Origin of the sequence: Bacillus sp. EB01, assembly GCF_000613125.1 — a bacterium.
GTDB lineage: Bacteria > Bacillota > Bacilli > Bacillales > Cytobacillaceae > Bacillus_D.
Genome location: NZ_HG964497.1, coordinates 394,279 through 413,077 on the forward strand (window position 1 = coordinate 394,279; position 18,799 = coordinate 413,077).

The window sequence follows — 18,799 nt, forward strand, 5'->3', positions numbered from 1 at the left end:
GCTGGCGGCTGCCAGCTTTTGTTTACGTAAGTTTAGTTGCGGGTTCAATCATCCTGCTTTGTTTTTCGATAACCTTTTCCTTCCAGGCCTTCTGCTGTTGAGGGGTCATCTCCTTGAATTCCTTAAGGAACTTTTCATATTGCGGAATAATTTCCGCAACCGGACCAAAGGCTTTGATTTCACCATATTCTAGCCACATTGCCTTCTCGCAAAACTCTTTCACCTGCCACATAGAGTGGCTGACAAAAAATATAGTTTTACCTTTTTCCTTGAATTCAAACATTTTGTTTTTAGATTTTTGAGCAAAAGACTGATCCCCAACAGACAAAGCTTCGTCAATAACAAGAATGTCTGGGTTGACGGTAACAGAGATAGCAAATCCAAGCCTGGACTTCATCCCGCTAGAGTATTTTTTTACAGGCTGATCAATGAATTTACCAATATCGGCAAACTCGATGATATCCGGCTCCATCTCCTGAATCTCCTTCTTGGTGAAGCCAAGCATCAAGCATTTCAGCTCAATATTTTCACGGCCTGTCAGGTTGTTATTGAGGCCAGAAGCAATGGCAATCAAAGATGTCTGGCCGACGGTTTTGACAGAACCATGGGTTGGAGGGATAACACCGGCAATGATATTGGAAAGCGTTGATTTACCTGATCCGTTTACACCGATTAAAGCAATTGTATCACCCTTCTGGGCAGAGAACGTTATATCCTGGAGTGCATAGAAGTCCTCTCCATAGCCGCCTGGCAACAGTACATCCAGGAGCTTGTCCGATGTCTTCTTATGCATTTTATATTTCTTATATACATTTTCAATTAAAACTGTTTGGCTCAATGGAAGACCTCCATTTATAGATAATCGACAAAATGGTTCCTGAATTTCACATGGAGCGAAGAACCAATAATGAACAAGACCAACACGACGCCCCAGAAATACAGGCCAAGCTCGGGATTCTCAACAATGTACCAGGATGTACCCAGCATCGATGCCCTGTAGCCTTCAACAATATAATAAAGTGGATTAATCATCATAATATCCATAATCCAACCATCCTCTTTCTTTGGCCACCATAGTAATGGTGTCAAATACAGAAGCATCCTGACAATCGATGTAACAATCATTTGGACGTCCCGGACAATCGTTGCGAGCGTCGATGTAATTAGCGATACAGCGATAAGTAGCATTAAGGTTGCAAACATAAAATACGGCAATTGAATAAAGAAAAGCGAAAAATGCCCGCCAACAATTTCAAGGCCAATCGTTATGATAGCAACAAGTATTAAATGAGGATAAAACTTTGACATAATGACATAGGTTGGAATAACACTCATCGGGAAACTCATTTTTGAAATAAAGTTAATTCTTGTGTAAATCGATTTCGATCCTTCAAGAAGTGACTGGTTAACAAAAAACCACACAGACATTCCCGATAGAAGCCAGTAGACGAAAGGAGTTTCCCCTACATTTGCCCCGCTTCGAATTCCATAACCAAAAACAAACCAGTATATCAAAAGCTGGATTGCAGGGTTTATGATTTCCCAAGCCATGCCAAGATAATTATTAGTATTGGTTGCCTTTAACTCGAACAATGACAAACGTCTTACCAAATAAAAGCTGTTGATTTGTTCCTTGATAACAGTAAAGAACGACTTCATATAATAACCTTCCTTATAACCAATTAACAACCATTTTCCATTATACCTTACATTCCCCTGAGGATGAACAATAAAAACACAGACCCGGGAATTTGGGTCCCCGGGCCAGCTGGATTTATTAAAGGGCACGCCTTTGTTCCCTAATGGTTTCAGCTTCCTTGCCGAACATGTAACCGACAAGCTGCGCACTTGCGTTACCCCGTGAATATTTATTCCATTTTGCAGCATACTTCTCAATTAATCCATAATCGAAAGCATCCTTCTTAATCAATTCAATAATGGATTCCGTATCCCGGACAATCGGACCGGGAAACTCATCAATGGCAATCCCTCTGTCCCGCTTGTACTCCTCAAGGTCGTAGGCAAAGAATATCATTGGCCTTTTCAATAGCGAGAACTCATAAGGAATTGAAGAATAGTCGGATATCAGGATATCTGCAAGCGAAAGCAAGTCGTTTATATTGTACTCACCAGATGAATAGTCATATACAAAGCCGGGGAACATAGAGGCATAATCTGTATCATTCTTGACTGCAGGATGGAGACGGAGAACCAATACATGGTCCCTGCCAAGTTCTTGTTCCATCTTTTCTATATCAAGCTGAAGCTTAAATTGATCCAGCTCTGCATCCCTATAAGTAGGAGCATAGAGAATGACTTTCTTTTCAGCAAGTGCTGGATTTTGAGAAACTAACTGCTGCTTGTTTTTACGAATTTCCTGTTCGTTAAAAAAGAAATCTGTACGCGGGATGCCTGTACGCAGAATCCTGCTGTCATCAAGTCCAAATGCGTGGCCAAAAATAGTCGCCATTACATCCGAACCGACTATTACCTTATCAAAACGGTCATAAACATCCCTAAAACGCTGCTGGGCAGCTTTCGTTCTTGTGGTTACAGACTTATCTTCAAGGCCAAACTTCTTAATCGCTCCAGTCGCATGCCAAAGCTGTATGCACTCAACCTCGTCACGGAAGTCAACAGCAGCCAGGAAGCCAAAGTAGTTATCAACAATAACCCTTTTTGAAGTCGCCACATGATAGATTGATTGAATTAGATTAAGAAAGTTGCCAGATTCAAAAGGAATCACTTTTGCAGATTCATAGTCTTTGAATAAATCAATACTCTTTCCCTTACATAAAAAAACCGCGTCAAAGGGTATATCCTGACGAAGCATCTCTTCATAAACATATTGGGTATTATCGCCAAACGAAACAATAAATGTGGCTTTATCCTTTAAAGGAAGCATATTAAACAATGTATAAATAAGCCTAATAATAAACAAATAGGCAACTATCGCAAATTCTCTCATCAGTATCTACCTCTTTAGGTCCGACTTGATTTTCGTGGTTGAAACTCCTGTGGTCCGCGGCAGATAAACAACTTCACAATATTCTTTCAAAAAATCAAAATGCCCTTTCCAATCATCGCCCATCACAAAGAGATCTACCTGGTGTTCAAGAACATCAGTGATTTTCTGTTCCCAGTTCTCTTCAGGAATGACTTCATCGACATACCGGATTGCTTCAAGAATTTCTTTCCTGTCTTCGTAAGAATGATACGCTTCTTTATGCTTGATCAAGTTGAACTCGTCTGTCGACAAGCCCACAATCAGGTAATCACCCAGGGCTTTTGCTCTTTTCAAAATATTGATATGACCTGTATGAAGCAGGTCGAACGTTCCATATGTTAAAACCTTCTTCAACATGATCATCTCCTGAAAACTAAACAGACAGGTAAAACTGCCCTCAATCCATTATATTACTCGTATGCTGGTTTTTCAAACCTATGTAGTTTCCACCCAAGCCAAAATTCGGTACTTTGGCCATTTGCGCAAAATATGAATCTTTTTCTCAGGGAATATTGTTCTGTTTAAGAACTGCTGGCTAAATTCCCTCTAAAGGGAAGAGTCCTGGCAGCTGGTCCAGGACTCAAACTTCTACTCAACGAGGCATCAGGATCATTGATGATATCCTCAGCGCACTAAGATTACTACTTGAAATCGTGCAAACAAATTGCTAAGGCTTTATTAATGTCTCAACAAAGCGTTTTGCCGCCTGGCCGTCCCGGTGGTCAAAGAATCGCTCAGCAAATGCTCTGACTTTCTCCAAATCGAAATCACCAGACTTAATTAAATTAATGATTTCATCCGTGTTTGACGTAATCGGTCCTGGAACAAAGTCTTCATACTCATAGTAGAATCCTCTTTCTTCCAAATAGTTCTCAAGGTCATAAGCAAAGAAAATCATCGGCCGTTCCAATAAAGCATATTCGAAAACAAGAGACGAATAATCACTGATTAGCACATCTGTCATGATCATGACTTCACTGATATCATGCTGGCTCATATTAATGACAAATTCCTTTGCTTCGCTTGGAATCTTTGTATTTTTCGTTACGGATGGATGCATTTTAAGGACGAGCACATATTCATCTCCGAGTTCTCTCGCCATATCAACAAGCTCCAATTCCAAATGGAAGTTTGCTCTTTTCCCGGGGCCTCCGCGGAAAGTTGGCGCATAGGTTATCACTTTCTTGCCGCGCAGGTTTTCGTACATACCATAATATTTATTACGAATATATTGCTTGGCATCTTCATTGAAGAAAATATCCGTTCTGGGAAGTCCTAATGGATATATATTTTTTTCAGGCATTTTGAATGCCTCTGCATACAACGGAACAATTTCCTGGCACGTTACGACGGCTTTCGTATAGGAGCGATGAGCCTGGTTCTCAAACTCGACGGTATTGCTATCGGCATAGCCAATGGAACTGTGGCCAAATTTTTTAAAAGCACCGGCGGCATGCCATGTCTGTATCACTTCAGTCCGCTTTGGAAGCTTAAGTTTGTATAAATGGCGATAGTAATCATCAAGAATCACGTACTTCGAAGTTGCCATATCGTGATACATCCTGCAGAAATCTTTGAAGTTTTTCTTCTTCTTCAAATATCCCTTTATTTCATAATCAGGCCGCAGGTCAATCAGCTGTTTATAAATTTCCTGAAAAGAATCCGACATTGCTGGAAATTTATTTGTAGCAAAGGTAATCTTCTTTTGCTGCGGCAGGAAACCAGACAACGGAAGGACAATCCTTCTGGCAGTTGCCATTCTTGCCAGCGTATAGTATTTCTTCATTTTCCGTTTAAAAAGGAAATAATATATCGGTGTAAGGCTCCTGCGTTTAGCAGCCTTCTTCGTTACATTAAAGATTTTCTTTCTACTGGATATATCAAGGACATGGATTGCAGTTGGATCCATAAGCGCGAAGGCAGTAATTAACCACTGCAAATAAATATCCTTAGCCTTTTCGCAGACTTTATTAAATCGCTCGGCAATCTCATAGGTCATGACCCGATGGAGAATCGGAATTCCGTTGAACACATAGCGGTCCATTTCCTTAACCCATTCAAGCAGCATGCTGAAGGTTTTAACTTGAACATCGCATTCCTTGCTGTCAATCGCACTGCGGATGGCTGGCCATATGTCCGCCTGGGCAATACGCATGTAATAGCTTGTTTTAATAGCATTTCTTGATACTTTATTTTGAATATACTTATCCCATAGCTGGTCCGAAAGCTTCAGGCTTTTAAAAATATCAGACAAGACCGCTACAGAGTCAACCTTGACAATCTGTGAAAGCGAAATATTTGTTTCGGTCTCCCTCTGCCTGTAGTTATAGATAATTTTATCGACCGTATACATCTTTTTCGCCCGTAAGTATGCTTCAATGACAAATGGCTGATCCTCAGTGACCTTTATATCAAGCGGGAATCGGATATCCTGGACAATTGAGCGCCGATACAGCTTATTGCATGGCCCAAGCGAATAAAGAAGCTCAGGATTTGAAATTAGTGCTTTTTCACCCGGACGGTAAACACCATTGTTCAAGTGGCTGGCAATGTACCAGCTTTCCTTGCTGTTAAAGCTCAAGGAAGCACCAGTAACAACATCTGCCCCCTCCTCAATTGCGGCTTCGTACATGGTTTCAAGAGCATCCTCTGGAAGGATATCATCAGAATCAACGAAGCTGATAAATTCTCCACGCGCATTATCCAGGCCATTATTCCTTGCTGCACCCGGGCCTGAATTTTCCTGGCGGATGAAAACGACATTGCTGTACTTTTTAGCATATTCTTCAATGATTTCCGGGCTGCTATCCGTTGAGCCGTCGTCAACCATGATAATTTCAATTTCCTTGCACGTCTGATTTACGAGCGAATCCAATGTTTCCCGTAAATATTCCTCGACATTGTATACAGGGGTGATGACGCTCACTTTTATTTCTGAAAAATTCATTGATATTACTCCTCTGTTACATTAATCTAGTTCTGTTTACAGTTGCTTACAATCAGTTGATTCACTACTCGCTCACTTGATTTCCCGTCCAAATCATCATAAAAATAATGGACAAAGGAGTCCAGCCGTTCTTCTTCAAAACGCTCTTCACGAATGACATGGATTAACTCATCATCAGACCTTGCCAGAGGTCCTGGAATGAAGGAAAAGTAATTATAATAAAAATCCCTTTCAGCAATATACTCTTCGACATCGGGCGCAAAAAACACCATTGGTTTACCAAGAAGAGCAAATTCAAAGCATACGGATGAATAATCAGTAACCAGTATATCAGTTATGAACAAAAGGTCATTGATTTCACGGTAGGATGAAAAATCAAAGTAAAAATCGCTATATTTATCAGGTGTTTCCCAATATTCCTTTACAAATGGATGCATTTTAAGCAAGAATATATACTCATCCCCCAAGGCTGTATAAAGCTTATCCAAATCAAGAACATCTGTTGGGTAATATGCAGTTTGCTGCCCTGGACCTCGGAATGTTGGTGCAAACATAATGACTTTCTTATTTTTCAGAAAAGGGTATTTTTCATAAAGATCCTGTCTTACTTTTTCTTTATGGATTTCATCAAAGAAAATATCTGTTCTTGGAATTCCTGTGGCAATCACTTTATCCTCACTTATTCCAAATCCTTCTGCATAATGCTTTGCCACGTTTCTCGAACTGACAATTGCCCTTGTATAATTCCGGTGGTTCAAGGAGTTCGGGCTCGGCCCTCCAGGCAGGCCGGTACGGCTGTACCCAAAGGTTTTAAAGGCGCCTACAGCATGCCAAAGCTGGATTAGCTCCGCTCCATCTCTGATTTTCAACGGATAAACCATTGGGTAAAAGTCATCAAGCACAATGAATTTGGAGGTGGCCAAATTGTAAGCAAGCGTCACAATTTCACCCACAGATTTCCTGGCACCTGTGCCAGGTTTCAGCATAAATCGGTATTTGAACTGCGGTTGGGTCTCAAGCAGCTGTTTATAAACAAATTCAAAGTTCCCACTCATATCGGTACGGCTGTCGGAAGCAAAAATAATCTTTTTAGAATCTAGCGGCAGAAAGCAAAATAGTTTATATAGAAGCCGAAATCCCTTTGTGTAAAAAAGGCGATACAAAATCGATCCCCTGTTTCTACTAATTGAATTGTAAATAGCAGCGACTTTCAGCTTAATTTTCCCAGTCAGATTAATTGCCATACTAAAATTCCTTTTCTCAAAAGTATATTGATTAAACGGAAAAAAGGGAATTTAACAATCCCCTTAGTCTGAAGAACCAAAGCTATCCTGTTCAATAAGATGCCTTACAATCCGGCTGCTCGATTTCCCATCATGGTAATCGAAGAATCGGTCACGGAAGCGAATGACTTTTTCCAGATCAAATTCCCCAGCTTTTATCCATTGGGAGAGAGGCTTGGTTGCCGTGTAAAATGGCCCAGGTATAAAGCTTTCAAATTCATAATAGAAATCTCGTTCTGCTTTATAGTCTTCCAAATCGTCCGCAATAAATGCAATCGGCCTGCACAATAGACTATAGTCAAAAATGACCGATGAATAATCGGTAATTAATATATCCGAGAGTACAAGAAGCTCTTCAATCGTGAATTCGCCCTGAATATGGCAGACGAACCCCTCCAATTTACCCTGTGTTTCCACATTGCCCCTCATATATGGGTGAAGGTGAACAATCAGCGCATACCCATCCCCAAGTTCCTCCTGCATTTCACTAAAGTCGAGAGGAAGCTTGAAATGGCCCTGATAATGGCTTTTCCCGCGGAAGGTAGGCGCATAAAGCATTAGTTTTTTTCCCATCAAGGAGGGATACCTTTCAAAGAAGCGGCTTGTTAATTCTTTGTGGATATTGTCCTTGAAGAAGTAATCTGTCCTCGGAATGCCAAGGGGAAAGATATTTTTCTCAGTCATATCAAAGGCTTCGGCGTAATGGGGAACAACCTCCGCAGAGCTGACATACACCTTTGTATAATTTGAGTGGATTTTCAAATGCTTTAGGTATGTAGCACTCGGCCCGAACGATTTGTCAATCGTGCTCAGGCCGAATTTTTTAAATGCCCCGGCTGCATGCCAAAGCTGGACGATATCCGTACCGGATCTAGGCTTAATGGCGTACACGGGAAAGTAATAGTCATCAATAATGAAGAACCGGGATGTTGCAAGATGGTAACTGGCTTTCATCATATGCAAAAGATAACTGGCCTTTCCAAGCTTTGTTGTACTTAGCTTTTTAAAAAGAAAAGCAGCTTCATATTCCGGATACTTGTCCCTAAATTCCTGATGGATGCAGGCAAGATTCCCCTTTAGTTCGGTATCCCTATAGGATGCAAATGTCACCTTTTTTTCCTTGATCTTAAATAGGGCACTAAATAACAAAAAGGATAACCTAACCAGCCACTTTACAAGTATTGTGGGCAAATATCTTAAACTTCGCATGCTTCTGCCTGCCTTTCAACCTATGCCAAACCTTAAATCTTCCACTCCATAACTGTTTTTCCCCAGGAGGTAGTTAAATCCTTTTCAAACGCTTCAATAATATCCTGAATAGTCCTGACTTCATGGACAGACCCAATCAGAGTCGCAAGGTACTCAACCGCCTCGGGATTGTCCCTCATGAAATCGACTGTCCTTTGAAAATCATCCCTGCCACTCCGGCTGCTTCCAATGACAGTAAGCCCTTTTTCAAGAATCATCCGGGTGTTAATCTCAACCGGATATTCAGAAACGCCAAGAATGGAGATAGATCCTTCAGGATGGATATAATCAATAATTTGGTTAATTGCATATTGGCTGCCTATACCGCCAGCACATTCGAATGCATGGTCAACCCTGACATCATCCGGAATCTCGTTAATTTGATAAGCTTCATCCACGAAAGAAAAGTGGTTCAGTTTGTAGTCCGTTTTTCCAAAAATGTATACCTTGCTTTCCGGGTAGGTCTTTTTAAGGATCAAGGCAGTTATATAGCCAAGATTCCCATCTCCCCACACACCAAAAACATCTCTTCGGTTATGGGCTCTTTTTTCGAAACGGGACAGGGAATGCATGCTAATCGTAATAAGCTCAATGAAAGCAGCCACACGGGGATCCAAATCTTCTGGCAGGGTAACAATCCGGTCGCGTTTCATGAATACATAATCCTGCATGAAACCATCATAGCCGCTTGAGCGGAATTTGCTGGTCCGCAAGTAGTTTTCACCAATGATTTCATCCTGCTCCATAGGTGTATTCGGAACAAGGACAACAGGCGTACCTGGCTTATACTCGCCTTTCGGATCAAAGACAATCTTTCCGATTCCCTCATGGATAAGCGCCATTGGCAGTTTCTTTGCCATCGCTTCTTTGCCCCTTGAACCTGTATAATAGCGCTGGTCCGCAGCACAGATAGAAAGGTAAGTCGGACGGACAACAATCCGGTCGGACTGCAGTGAGCGGTCCTTATATGTCACTTCGAATTGGCGCGGAGAAACTAATCGATATACTTGATTGATCATTTTTCAATCCGCTCCTGTAAAATAGCATTTGCTACTTTCAAATCGAACGGAGTAGTCACTTTGATGTTGAATACTTCGCCCTTGACCAATTTAACCTTCTCGCCTTTAAGCGCGCAGATTTTAGCGGCGTCAGTGAGAATTTCCTTCTGTTCTTTAGACAGGGAATTGTAATGGTTGACGAGCATTTTAATATTGAAGCTTTGTGGGGTCTGGCCCTGGTACATTTCATCCCTGACAGGAATTTCAGTAATCGTTTCACGGTCTTCTGACCTGATGATTGTATCAATCGCCTCAATCACTGTATCGACTGCACCATACTCAAGTGCGGCATCAATATTTTCCTCAATGATTCTATGTGTAAGGAATGGACGGACAGAATCATGAGTAATGATTACATCATCATCATTAAGTCCAAATGTCTTTTCGATATAGCGGATTCCGCTCATAATTGATTCATTACGGTCACTGCCGCCTTCCACAACCACAATATGGTCTGTCGGGCCAATATGTTTCTTTATAATATCTTTTGTATGGTTGATCCACTCTTTAGGTGAAACAACAATAATCTTGTCGAACCGATCATTCAGCATAAATTTTTCAATTGTGTGGATGATAATCGGCGTATTCTTCAATGTTAGAAATTGCTTAGGCATATTAATATTGCCCATGCGGGTCCCTTTTCCGCCCGCGAGGATTTCTGCATAGATCACAGTCTTAACCTCTTTTCTAGTCCAGTTTTATGGATCTTCCGTAAATTAAGCAAAAATAAATAGGACCTGCATCCTTTAATAGACAGTCTTTGACATAAAAACTCATTTAAACTATACACCCTTTTACCCCCTTTTTCAAGAAATGGACAGGAGGCGCAAAGCTTTCACAATTCGTCCACTTATAGCTTTAACAGCTTTTCTTTTGAAAAAACACTAGATTTTTCCCCATTGATGAAAATGTCCTAGAATATACTTCGTAAGGGTGAGCGTTTTTTTGCCTGTCCCACTCCTAGTGGCTAGTCATGCTAATACAAATGAGGCTCCCATCGCAGCCACAGGAAGATTTGCCAAATTTTTCAGTGGGGTTGAATTAAACAGAAAACGCATGACAGGTTTCCCTGCCATGCGTTTTATCATTCGTGTATCCTTATTGGTAACTAGGGATATCAAAGATAAGCGAGTAGCTATCGAGCATTTGGTAAATATTATAGATATTCGGCGTTTGCTTTACAGCCCAGCCAATATCGGTCGCATATTGATGATACCCCGGCCTTGCCGGATTAAATTTCATTTTATACAAAGTATCCTGGCCGCGATGGATATATGACTCAGCAACAAACTGAGCGCCGCCGATGATTGCCTTATCTACTGTTGTCCAGCCTTCATTGTAAGCCTTTTTAGCACCACAGTTGAGTGCACAGCTGTCATATGCACCGATTCCATACATATTATAGACAATCGCATCATACTTTGTTGCAGACCTATCCAAGACGATTATTTCTGTATTACCGCTGCCGTCTTTAACGACATTCCCATTCGCATCACGTTTTACATTCACTTTAACACCCGTTCCCAAATGTGATGTTCCATTACCAGTTTCGTGAAGAGCGTGGGCAATCAAATAAATTTCATTGATGTTATACGAACGCCCTGCCTGAAGGAAGACTGATGCCTTGGCGGTAAGAACGCCTTTGCTGGCAAGAACCTTCTGATTCACTTCATTCGGATCAGATTCCGCTGGCTGGGACAGTTTGATAAACTGATAGCTTTGCCTGCTTTCAAGAGGAAACGTATTCGGATTCAAATAATAGGAAATATCTTCAGGGCTTGGATTAACCCATGACCTGTTGTAGTTGATTTTATACCAGATATAGCCGTCAGACAGCTTAGCAGTCTTTGAAAGGATTGAGACTTTTTCGTTATCATTCAGCTTCCCCAGTACCCAGCCATCGATAGGCTTTCCGCCACGCACATTCCAGCCAACACCATCTACGATGCCCGTATTCGGTGTAGCTGCATTTACTATTAATGCATCGCTCCGAACATACGCATCATATTTCTTATCGGTCTGGGAATAATTCATTTGGATGGCTACAGCCTCATCCAGTGTATTGGGATAGCTTGTATAAGTAAACGATTTGCCAATCAGGACTTCTTTTAAATCCAAATTCAAAGTCGCGCTCCACTTCCGGTCATAGTACTCAACCTTAATCGTATGAAGCCCTTTTGATAGTGTTAAGTCATGGCTGATTGTATTGACTCCATCCTTCCACACATCAACCTGTTTGGTGCCATCAACATAGATCCGGGCACCATCATCTGCTTTTCCAGTGAGTCGATACTTCCCATCTTTTTCTATATTGATTTGTTTTTCAAAGATTCCAGAAAATCCATCAACGGGTATGCTTGAATGAGGTGATCCAGCACCCCAGCTAAGATTCAATTCGGCATATGCCAGATTTACTGGTGTTCCAGTAAGTCCAGCTGTTGGATAGATTTGGGCTCTCCAAAAATCTTCTATCAAATCAAGGCGCAGTGTTGCACTCCATTTTCGGTCGTAATATTCAACCCTGATTTTATGACTGCCTTCAGCAAGGGTAATCGATTCATTAACTCTGCTTACCCCATCTTTCCATTCATTGACCTTCAGAACGCCATCCACATATATCTTCATCCCGTCATCAGCTGTACCGATAATTTTATAATTACCAGTTTCAGTTACATTGACTGTCTTTTCAAATACGGCTGAAAAATTGTCAGTTGGAATTGCGGGATCAGGTGAACCGCCGCCCCATGAAAAGTTTAAGTCCTGATAAGAGGTTTGGACTGGATTCCCTGTAAGGTCAGCCGTGGGATAAAATGAAGCGCTCCAATGACCAGCTGGCACTTCAGGGACAGGGACAGGAGTAATATCCTCCAGGCCAAGCTTCAGGGTCGCACTCCATTTCTTGTCATAGTACTCAACAAGTATTGTATGGGTCCCAGCCTCAAGCGACAGTTCCTTTTCGAATGGATTGACGCCATCCTGCCAAAGGTCCACTTCCTTTTTGCCATCCACAAAAATGCGAATGCCGTCATCAGCTTTTCCGGAAAGCTTCAATTTCTTTGGCTTATCAAGGACAAGCTGCTTGGCATAAACAGCCGTGAAGTTATCAATAGGAATCCCCGCGGCAGGCGAACTACCTCCCCAAGAGAAATCAAGTTCCTTCACAGAAGTAGTCACAGGAGTACCGGTGAAATTCAAGGAAGGATAGTACGTTGCTTTCCAGGTATCTTCCTGCAGCTGCTCATCAGCTTTTGCCAGATCAACCTTCAGCGTAGCACTCCACTTTTTATCGTAATAGCCGATCGTCACAACATGGGTACCCTGGGTAAGATAGACATTAGTACTAAAATTGTGAACGCCATCCATCCACTTATTCAATCTATTTTTACCATTTACATAAATGCGGATCCCATCGTCAGCTGTTCCGCTAAACGTGTATAGACCAGGTTCACTTATTGTGACCCGTTTTGATATTTTTGCAGAAAAAGAATCTTTAGGAATACCAGCAATGGGAGAATTGCCTCCCCATGAAAAATTCACATCGCTATAAGTTTTCACAATCGGCGTTCCTTGATAATTTAGCTGAGGGTAAAAGGAAGCCTTCCAGTATTCTTCTGCGGCATGCGCTTTGCCTTCTGGGAATATAAAGAAAAGCGCGATCAATAATACGAGAGGAATTAGGGGTCTATTTAATTGTCGGATTTTAATGGTAAACTCTCCTCCTTTATTATCTTTCGTCTATTATTATCCTAAATTTCCACATAAAAGTTAATAGTTTTCTCCAAAAATGCTCTATTATACCTAGTTTACTAGTAGAAATATGGGGAATAGTAATATGTTTTGTAGAATCTTAGGGGTAAAAGAATGTAGCCAAAGAGAGGATTGGCTGGTTTGAAGACAGCTTTTTAATAGAGGGCTGTGCTAAAAAAGTGTGATTTCCGCTTCACAAAGGGAATCTTCCAGGAATAATCATCGCAGGGACAGGCGTTCTTTGCCTGTTACGAGGTGCTTCAATCTCTTCCGTTAGAAAACATCTTTTATAAAATCGCTAAAAAGAAAACAAAAAAGAGGCCACCCCTCATCTTCCGGGATAGCCTCAATTACTCATTATTTATTTTTCAAACGAAAAGTTCTTCGTTGCCCGGAGGTTATTTCCAAGAGAATCCTCTACTATGAAGTGATAGGTTTTATCAGGATCAACATCTTCTTTTTTAACAAAGAATATTGCCACTCCTGTTCCGCCGTCTTCCCACTCTGTCTCGATTTCCTTGCCGTTCTCCTCGACCAGATTAGAGTACTTAGGCGCGCCTTTTACGACTACTTTATATTTACCGCCAGTTTCCTCCACGCTTACGAGCTTCATGGTTTTGTAGAGGCCGAGATAGTAATCCTTTGAAGGAGAGTCAATAAGGCCGTCTATCGCGTTATTGCTATACCTTTTTCCATGCAGCAAGTCGTACTGGAGGATACGTAAATCTTTCATTTCCTTCGTTTGCTGGCCCATTTGCTTTTGCCACTTACTATATGGAATCACCGAGTCACCGAGCGATCTCATTTTATCCAGAATCGCAGTGACGGTATTCCCCTTTACCCCAGCCATATCAAGGGCAATTGCCCCGAATTGATTCGGTGTTAGGTCAAGCTCGGAAGGCTTATTCTCTTCGGAATTCCAGATGAAATATGGTACTTTGTGGGAGGCCATGAAATCCTCATAATCACCCAAAATATTATGGGCGACTTTTGTTCCTGCATTCCCGTAGACACGGTAGTTACTCTCAAATGCTGGGTAATGGTCCCCAAAGAATACGAGAATCGTTGGTTCATCCCGTTTTTCCAAATCCTCTATCAATTGGCCCAGCTTCTTGTCCACGTTATGGATACGTTCTGTGTAATTATTGAGATATTGCCTGGTTTCTTCAGGAAGGAGACCTTTTTTCAAAAATTTGGAGTCCGGGATCTTTGGGTAAGGCTGGTGAGCTTCAATAGAAACAACATGAAGAAAATCCCGCTCTTCTGTGTAATCAAGAGTCTCAAGTATCGTTTTCATCGTTTGAGTGTCCTCTGGATATCCATGCCCTGTTCCCATCTCATGCTCCAGATCCATGAATTCTCCTGGAACAAACCTGTCGAAGCCAAGATTTTTATACACTGGCCGCCGCTGGTAGTACCAGTTGTAAAACGAATGGATAGCCGTAGTTTCGTATCCCGCTTCGCGGAATAAATAGGCAACCGACGGAAGCGCCTTCTTGACATAAAGCTGGTATGCAACTGTATTATCAGGCATAAACTGCCTGCTCAAACCAGTGAGTGCCTCGAATTCGACATTGGCGGTACCTCCGCCGAATTCAGGAGAGTACATCGTGCCATGCAGGGATTCGCTGAAAAGCTTTCTAAAGTTTGGAATCGGATCTTCCGTAAAATATTGTTTTCCAAAACTATAAGGATCAATAAATGCTTCGCTCATTAAAAAGATCACATTTGGCTTTTCACCTTTCGCCACCGGAACTGAAGGCTTGTATTTGGCACCAATTTTTCCTATCGTCTGCTCGGAATAACCTTTTGGCGGGTTAATCTGATTTTGCTTTGCCAACAGGACAAAATTCCCATATAACCCATTGCGCATTGTGCCAAGCTCCTGCCTCCACCATGTATTCTGAAATTGCACCATTTTCATAGGTGAAACAGGTTTCTCGGCAATAAAGATATACAGGAAGGCAACCGAGACAAGGAAAACCACAGCTTTCAATACCCAGAATTCCTTATACCGGGGAACCAGGAACACAATGGCCACAATTACGGCAACTAGCCCGACAACGGCTCCAATAATTGCCATGAGGTTAAGTTCAATTGGATTTTCAAGGCCCTGGAGCTCCTTTATTAATGTTAAATCACTAAAAGCAATAGGTGCATTTCTTATTTCCAATTTCACTTTATTGGCTATTGCAAAAACTAGCAGAATACTACTTACAAATAAACTCGATATCATAAACCACTTGCGCGGCAATATATAAAAGATATTAAATAATGCGATAAGGAGAATTGCGTTTAGGGCAAACCTTTTGGTGAACTCCTTTGCCCAATCGAGAAAAGGCATTTCAAGTGCTCCTCTGACAATTACCTCACTCGCAATAAGAGTCAGGACTGGCAGGCCCACCATAAAAAAAACTGTTAGCAAAGCTACAAAAAGCCTTTTTCCATCTACTGAAAATCGGGCTTTTTGGTTAGGCTGCTCTATATTCATTTCCTTTTTCGCCAAAGACTCCATTGACAAACGAGAACCCCTCATTTCTAATAATTTAATAGAGTGGATTTGAAAATCCATTCCTTAGTATATCACGGCTTAACTGGGAATTTTAGTATTTTTTCACCTTTTTCTTAATTTACCAATCCTACTTTTTACCCGGGGGATTTTTACATATAAACAAAAAAAATCGGGTTTAGCCCGATAGTGATTCATATATTAAAGAACTTGCTACTAGAGATTCAAAAAAATAAGGGAATACTACTAAAAAGCTGCCCCGAAAAGCCGTTATTCAACAACTTCTCCAGGCAGCCTAGTTGTACGTATTAGTTGCTCCCACCCAGATTAATGAAGGCCGGGGTTATAACAATTGAATTAATATTATGAACGAAAAGGACCGCATCGATATTATGCTTAAGTGCATACTCTTTAACATCAAGGTTTTTATGCTTCCTTAAATCCAGCAGCCGTGTTTCCTCAAAATTCATAGCCATGAACTGTATCAAAGGATTGGCATAGGAGTCTTTTAGGATTAATACATTAAAGCCATTTTTTACATTCGGGTTCTTAATGATTCCTTCTTTTACATCCCCGGACATATAAGTCGTATATCGATTTGTATACGTTTCTTCGTTCTCAAGGACATTCAAATTATAAAGGCTCTTATTGCAATCCCCACTATAACAAACGGTCAAAGGCTTTTGTTTGTCTTTCGCTTCCACAATCGTAACTGTGTCAGGCTTCGGTACGTTTACTTTGGTAATCTTCCTGGCCTCAGACCCAAAAAACTTCGATGGATGTTCTTTCCACACAAAGTCATCTGCTTCAAGCGGTTTGCCCACTTCGGGAAAAGCCTCTGACATTTCATTAATAATTTTCTGGTAAGCAATAAGGGCTGCCTTGGGCTTCCAGTGATGGTCTGAATAAAAATAAAGGTTCTCTTCCTTTTCCATTTGGGAAAGAATTTCATCCCTAAAATCTATCGCGCCAACATCGGAAGAAAAGCCTTTTAAAAGCTTATCTGAATAGTCATTTGCATGGCTTTCGATGTAGTCAGGCAATTTATCTTCCATTACGGTAGACTTATTGGGAACAAGAGCAAAATATGTTTTCACGTTCTGTTCCTTAAGTTCACTGGCAAATGTATCAATTTTTTTCTGAATTCCAGGAATAGAGTTCCCCTTGTTGGCAGGGTTTACCGGCGTAATCATATAGCCATCATCGGCGATATAAATATCCCTGATATAATCCTTCTTTAACAACTTCCGGTCCAGCAACGCATTGGCTTCAATCCAATTATTACGAAGCGGAAACTGGTCCGAAAAGTATTTTTCATAGTTTTTAAAGTATTCTCCTGACAAAATCAGTTCAGGATCGGCAACCGGTTTTTCAGCAAGCTTTCTGCTTTCGAGCTGGGAAGAGACATTGTCTGCTCCAAGCAAAGAAAGTATCGCAAATGCAAAGATAAAACCGAAGAATACTACCACAATAAAAACATCTTTTATTTTATAGCGCATCATCGCACCCCTTCCAGGCGAGGTATCGTTTAGAATCTGAAATAAATGAACGGATTAAAGGTTGTTGAAACAACGTAAACCACTGAGAGAACAAGAAGAGCCACATAATACGTATTCAATGCAACGGACTTCCCTGCCATAACAGCCCTGTTCCCATATTCAGAAGATAACCAGTCAAGCAGCTTCTTGAACAACGGAGTGGCACCAATAATAGCTAGCAACAAAACAACACCATGTTCATGACTGTAAAACTCCGCTTTAAGATCCCATAAACCTACTCCATTCATGCCAAACATTGCTTTTATATAATCAAAAGCATAGGTGAATGTTTCGGACCGGAAAAATACCCATCCGATTAAAACTATCAATAAAGCATACATATACTGAAGGATAGCAGGTATCCTTTTTAGGAATTTAAGCAGGAATGCCTTTTCAATCATGATCAATAAACCATAATAGACACCCCATGCAATAAAGGTCCAGCTTGCTCCATGCCATAATCCGGTCGCAAACCAGACAATCAGTAAGTTTAGGTAGGTTCTCGCTTCACCTTTACGATTACCGCCTAGTGGAATATAGACATAATCTCTGAACCAGCTTCCAAGTGAAATATGCCATCTGCGCCAGAACTCTGTAGCAGATTTCGAGATATACGGATAATTAAAGTTCTCCAGAAAATCAAACCCAAACATTTTTCCTAAACCTATTGCCATATCCGAGTAACCTGAGAAATCAAAATAAATTTGCAGTGCATACGCAATAATACCAAACCAGGCGAGCCCCATAGACATTTCCGACGGGTTTTGCGCGAAAATTTGATCAGCGATAAGACCGCAGTTGTTTGCAAGAAACATTTTTTTAGCCAAACCAATTAGAAACCGTCTAATTCCTTCTGCAATCTTGTCAATCGTTTCCCGTCTCTCATTGATTTGATCCGCAACTGTCTGGTATCTGACAATCGGTCCGGCAACCAATTGCGGGAATAGAGAAATATAAAGAGCCATATTAATCGGATTTTTTTGAACTTTGCCATCCTTCCGATAAACGTCAATCACATAGCTCATAGCCTGGAATGTATAGAAGGAAATGCCAATTGGCAACGGGATATCCGGAATATTAATACTGGTTCCTAAAAGCCCATTTAAATTGTCAACGAAAAAATTCGCATACTTGAAAAAGCCAAGTATAGCGAGATTGGCAATGACCATACTGCCAAGGATCCATTTAACTGCCGTTCCGTTTTCCCTTTTCTTATCAACAATCAAGGCAAAAAGATAATTGATTAGAATTGAGATAAGCATAATGATGGTATAGCGAGGTTCTCCCCACGCATAAAAGAACAGACTTGCAGCAAGCAATATGATGTTCTTTAGCACTCGGGGGCTAAGAAAATACAAAATCAGCACAATCGGCAAAAACGCAAATAAGAATATTGATGAACTAAATAACATTAATCTTTCCCCTTCTTTAAAAAAGGTCTAAAAAAGCCCTACCTTCTATT

13 protein-coding genes are annotated in these 18,799 nt (G+C 41.1%); all 13 read right to left on the reverse strand.

Translation table 11 applies throughout. From position 1 onward, the window contains the following. Positions 1-22 precede the first annotated feature (22 nt). Positions 23-838, reverse strand: a complete 816-nt coding sequence (gene tagH, locus TY16_RS01730; protein ID WP_043929970.1) for a teichoic acids export ABC transporter ATP-binding subunit TagH — start codon at positions 836-838, stop codon at positions 23-25. Positions 839-852: 14 nt separating this feature from the next. Beyond that, positions 853-1,659, reverse strand: a complete 807-nt coding sequence (locus TY16_RS01735; RefSeq protein WP_043934432.1) for an ABC transporter permease — start codon at positions 1,657-1,659, stop codon at positions 853-855. Between the two features lie 118 nt (positions 1,660-1,777). Beyond that, positions 1,778-2,968 carry a CDP-glycerol glycerophosphotransferase family protein gene (locus tag TY16_RS01740; protein ID WP_052342558.1) on the reverse strand — a complete coding sequence of 397 codons (1,191 nt, stop codon included), beginning with the start codon at positions 2,966-2,968 and terminating at the stop codon, positions 1,778-1,780. Positions 2,969-2,974: 6 nt separating this feature from the next. Next, positions 2,975-3,361, reverse strand: coding sequence for a glycerol-3-phosphate cytidylyltransferase (gene tagD, locus TY16_RS01745; RefSeq protein WP_043934433.1), 387 nt, complete (start codon positions 3,359-3,361; stop codon positions 2,975-2,977). Positions 3,362-3,674: 313 nt separating this feature from the next. Then, on the reverse strand, positions 3,675-5,954 hold the full coding sequence (locus TY16_RS01750; protein WP_043929972.1) for a bifunctional glycosyltransferase/CDP-glycerol:glycerophosphate glycerophosphotransferase: 2,280 nt from the start codon (positions 5,952-5,954) through the stop codon (positions 3,675-3,677). A 26-nt stretch (positions 5,955-5,980) separates the two neighbouring features. Next, positions 5,981-7,198: a CDP-glycerol glycerophosphotransferase family protein gene (locus TY16_RS01755; RefSeq protein WP_081772850.1), complete on the reverse strand. Its 1,218-nt coding sequence runs from the start codon at positions 7,196-7,198 to the stop codon at positions 5,981-5,983. 63 nt (positions 7,199-7,261) lie between these two features. Continuing rightward, a complete protein-coding gene (locus tag TY16_RS01760; RefSeq protein WP_043929973.1) occupies positions 7,262-8,446 on the reverse strand; it encodes a CDP-glycerol glycerophosphotransferase family protein in 1,185 nt (394 codons plus the stop codon). 32 nt (positions 8,447-8,478) lie between these two features. Further along, positions 8,479-9,504, reverse strand: a complete 1,026-nt coding sequence (locus TY16_RS01765) for a ribitol-5-phosphate dehydrogenase (protein ID WP_043929974.1) — start codon at positions 9,502-9,504, stop codon at positions 8,479-8,481. Beyond that, entirely contained in the window at positions 9,501-10,214 is a 714-nt protein-coding gene (locus tag TY16_RS01770; RefSeq protein ID WP_043929976.1) for an IspD/TarI family cytidylyltransferase, read from the reverse strand. The genes TY16_RS01765 and TY16_RS01770 overlap by 4 nt, the downstream gene beginning before the upstream one ends. Before the next feature lie 427 nt (positions 10,215-10,641). Beyond that, positions 10,642-13,203, reverse strand: coding sequence for a PA14 domain-containing protein (locus TY16_RS25035; protein ID WP_081772851.1), 2,562 nt, complete (start codon positions 13,201-13,203; stop codon positions 10,642-10,644). 448 nt (positions 13,204-13,651) lie between these two features. Further along, positions 13,652-15,805, reverse strand: a complete 2,154-nt coding sequence (locus TY16_RS01780) for an LTA synthase family protein (RefSeq protein ID WP_231505674.1) — start codon at positions 15,803-15,805, stop codon at positions 13,652-13,654. A gap of 302 nt (positions 15,806-16,107) precedes the next feature. Continuing rightward, positions 16,108-17,298 (reverse strand): DHHW family protein, encoded by a 1,191-nt coding sequence (locus TY16_RS01785; protein ID WP_043929978.1) that lies wholly within the window; start codon positions 17,296-17,298, stop codon positions 16,108-16,110. A gap of 29 nt (positions 17,299-17,327) precedes the next feature. Beyond that, positions 17,328-18,749 (reverse strand): MBOAT family O-acyltransferase, encoded by a 1,422-nt coding sequence (locus TY16_RS01790; protein ID WP_043929980.1) that lies wholly within the window; start codon positions 18,747-18,749, stop codon positions 17,328-17,330. Positions 18,750-18,799: the final 50 nt, after the last annotated feature.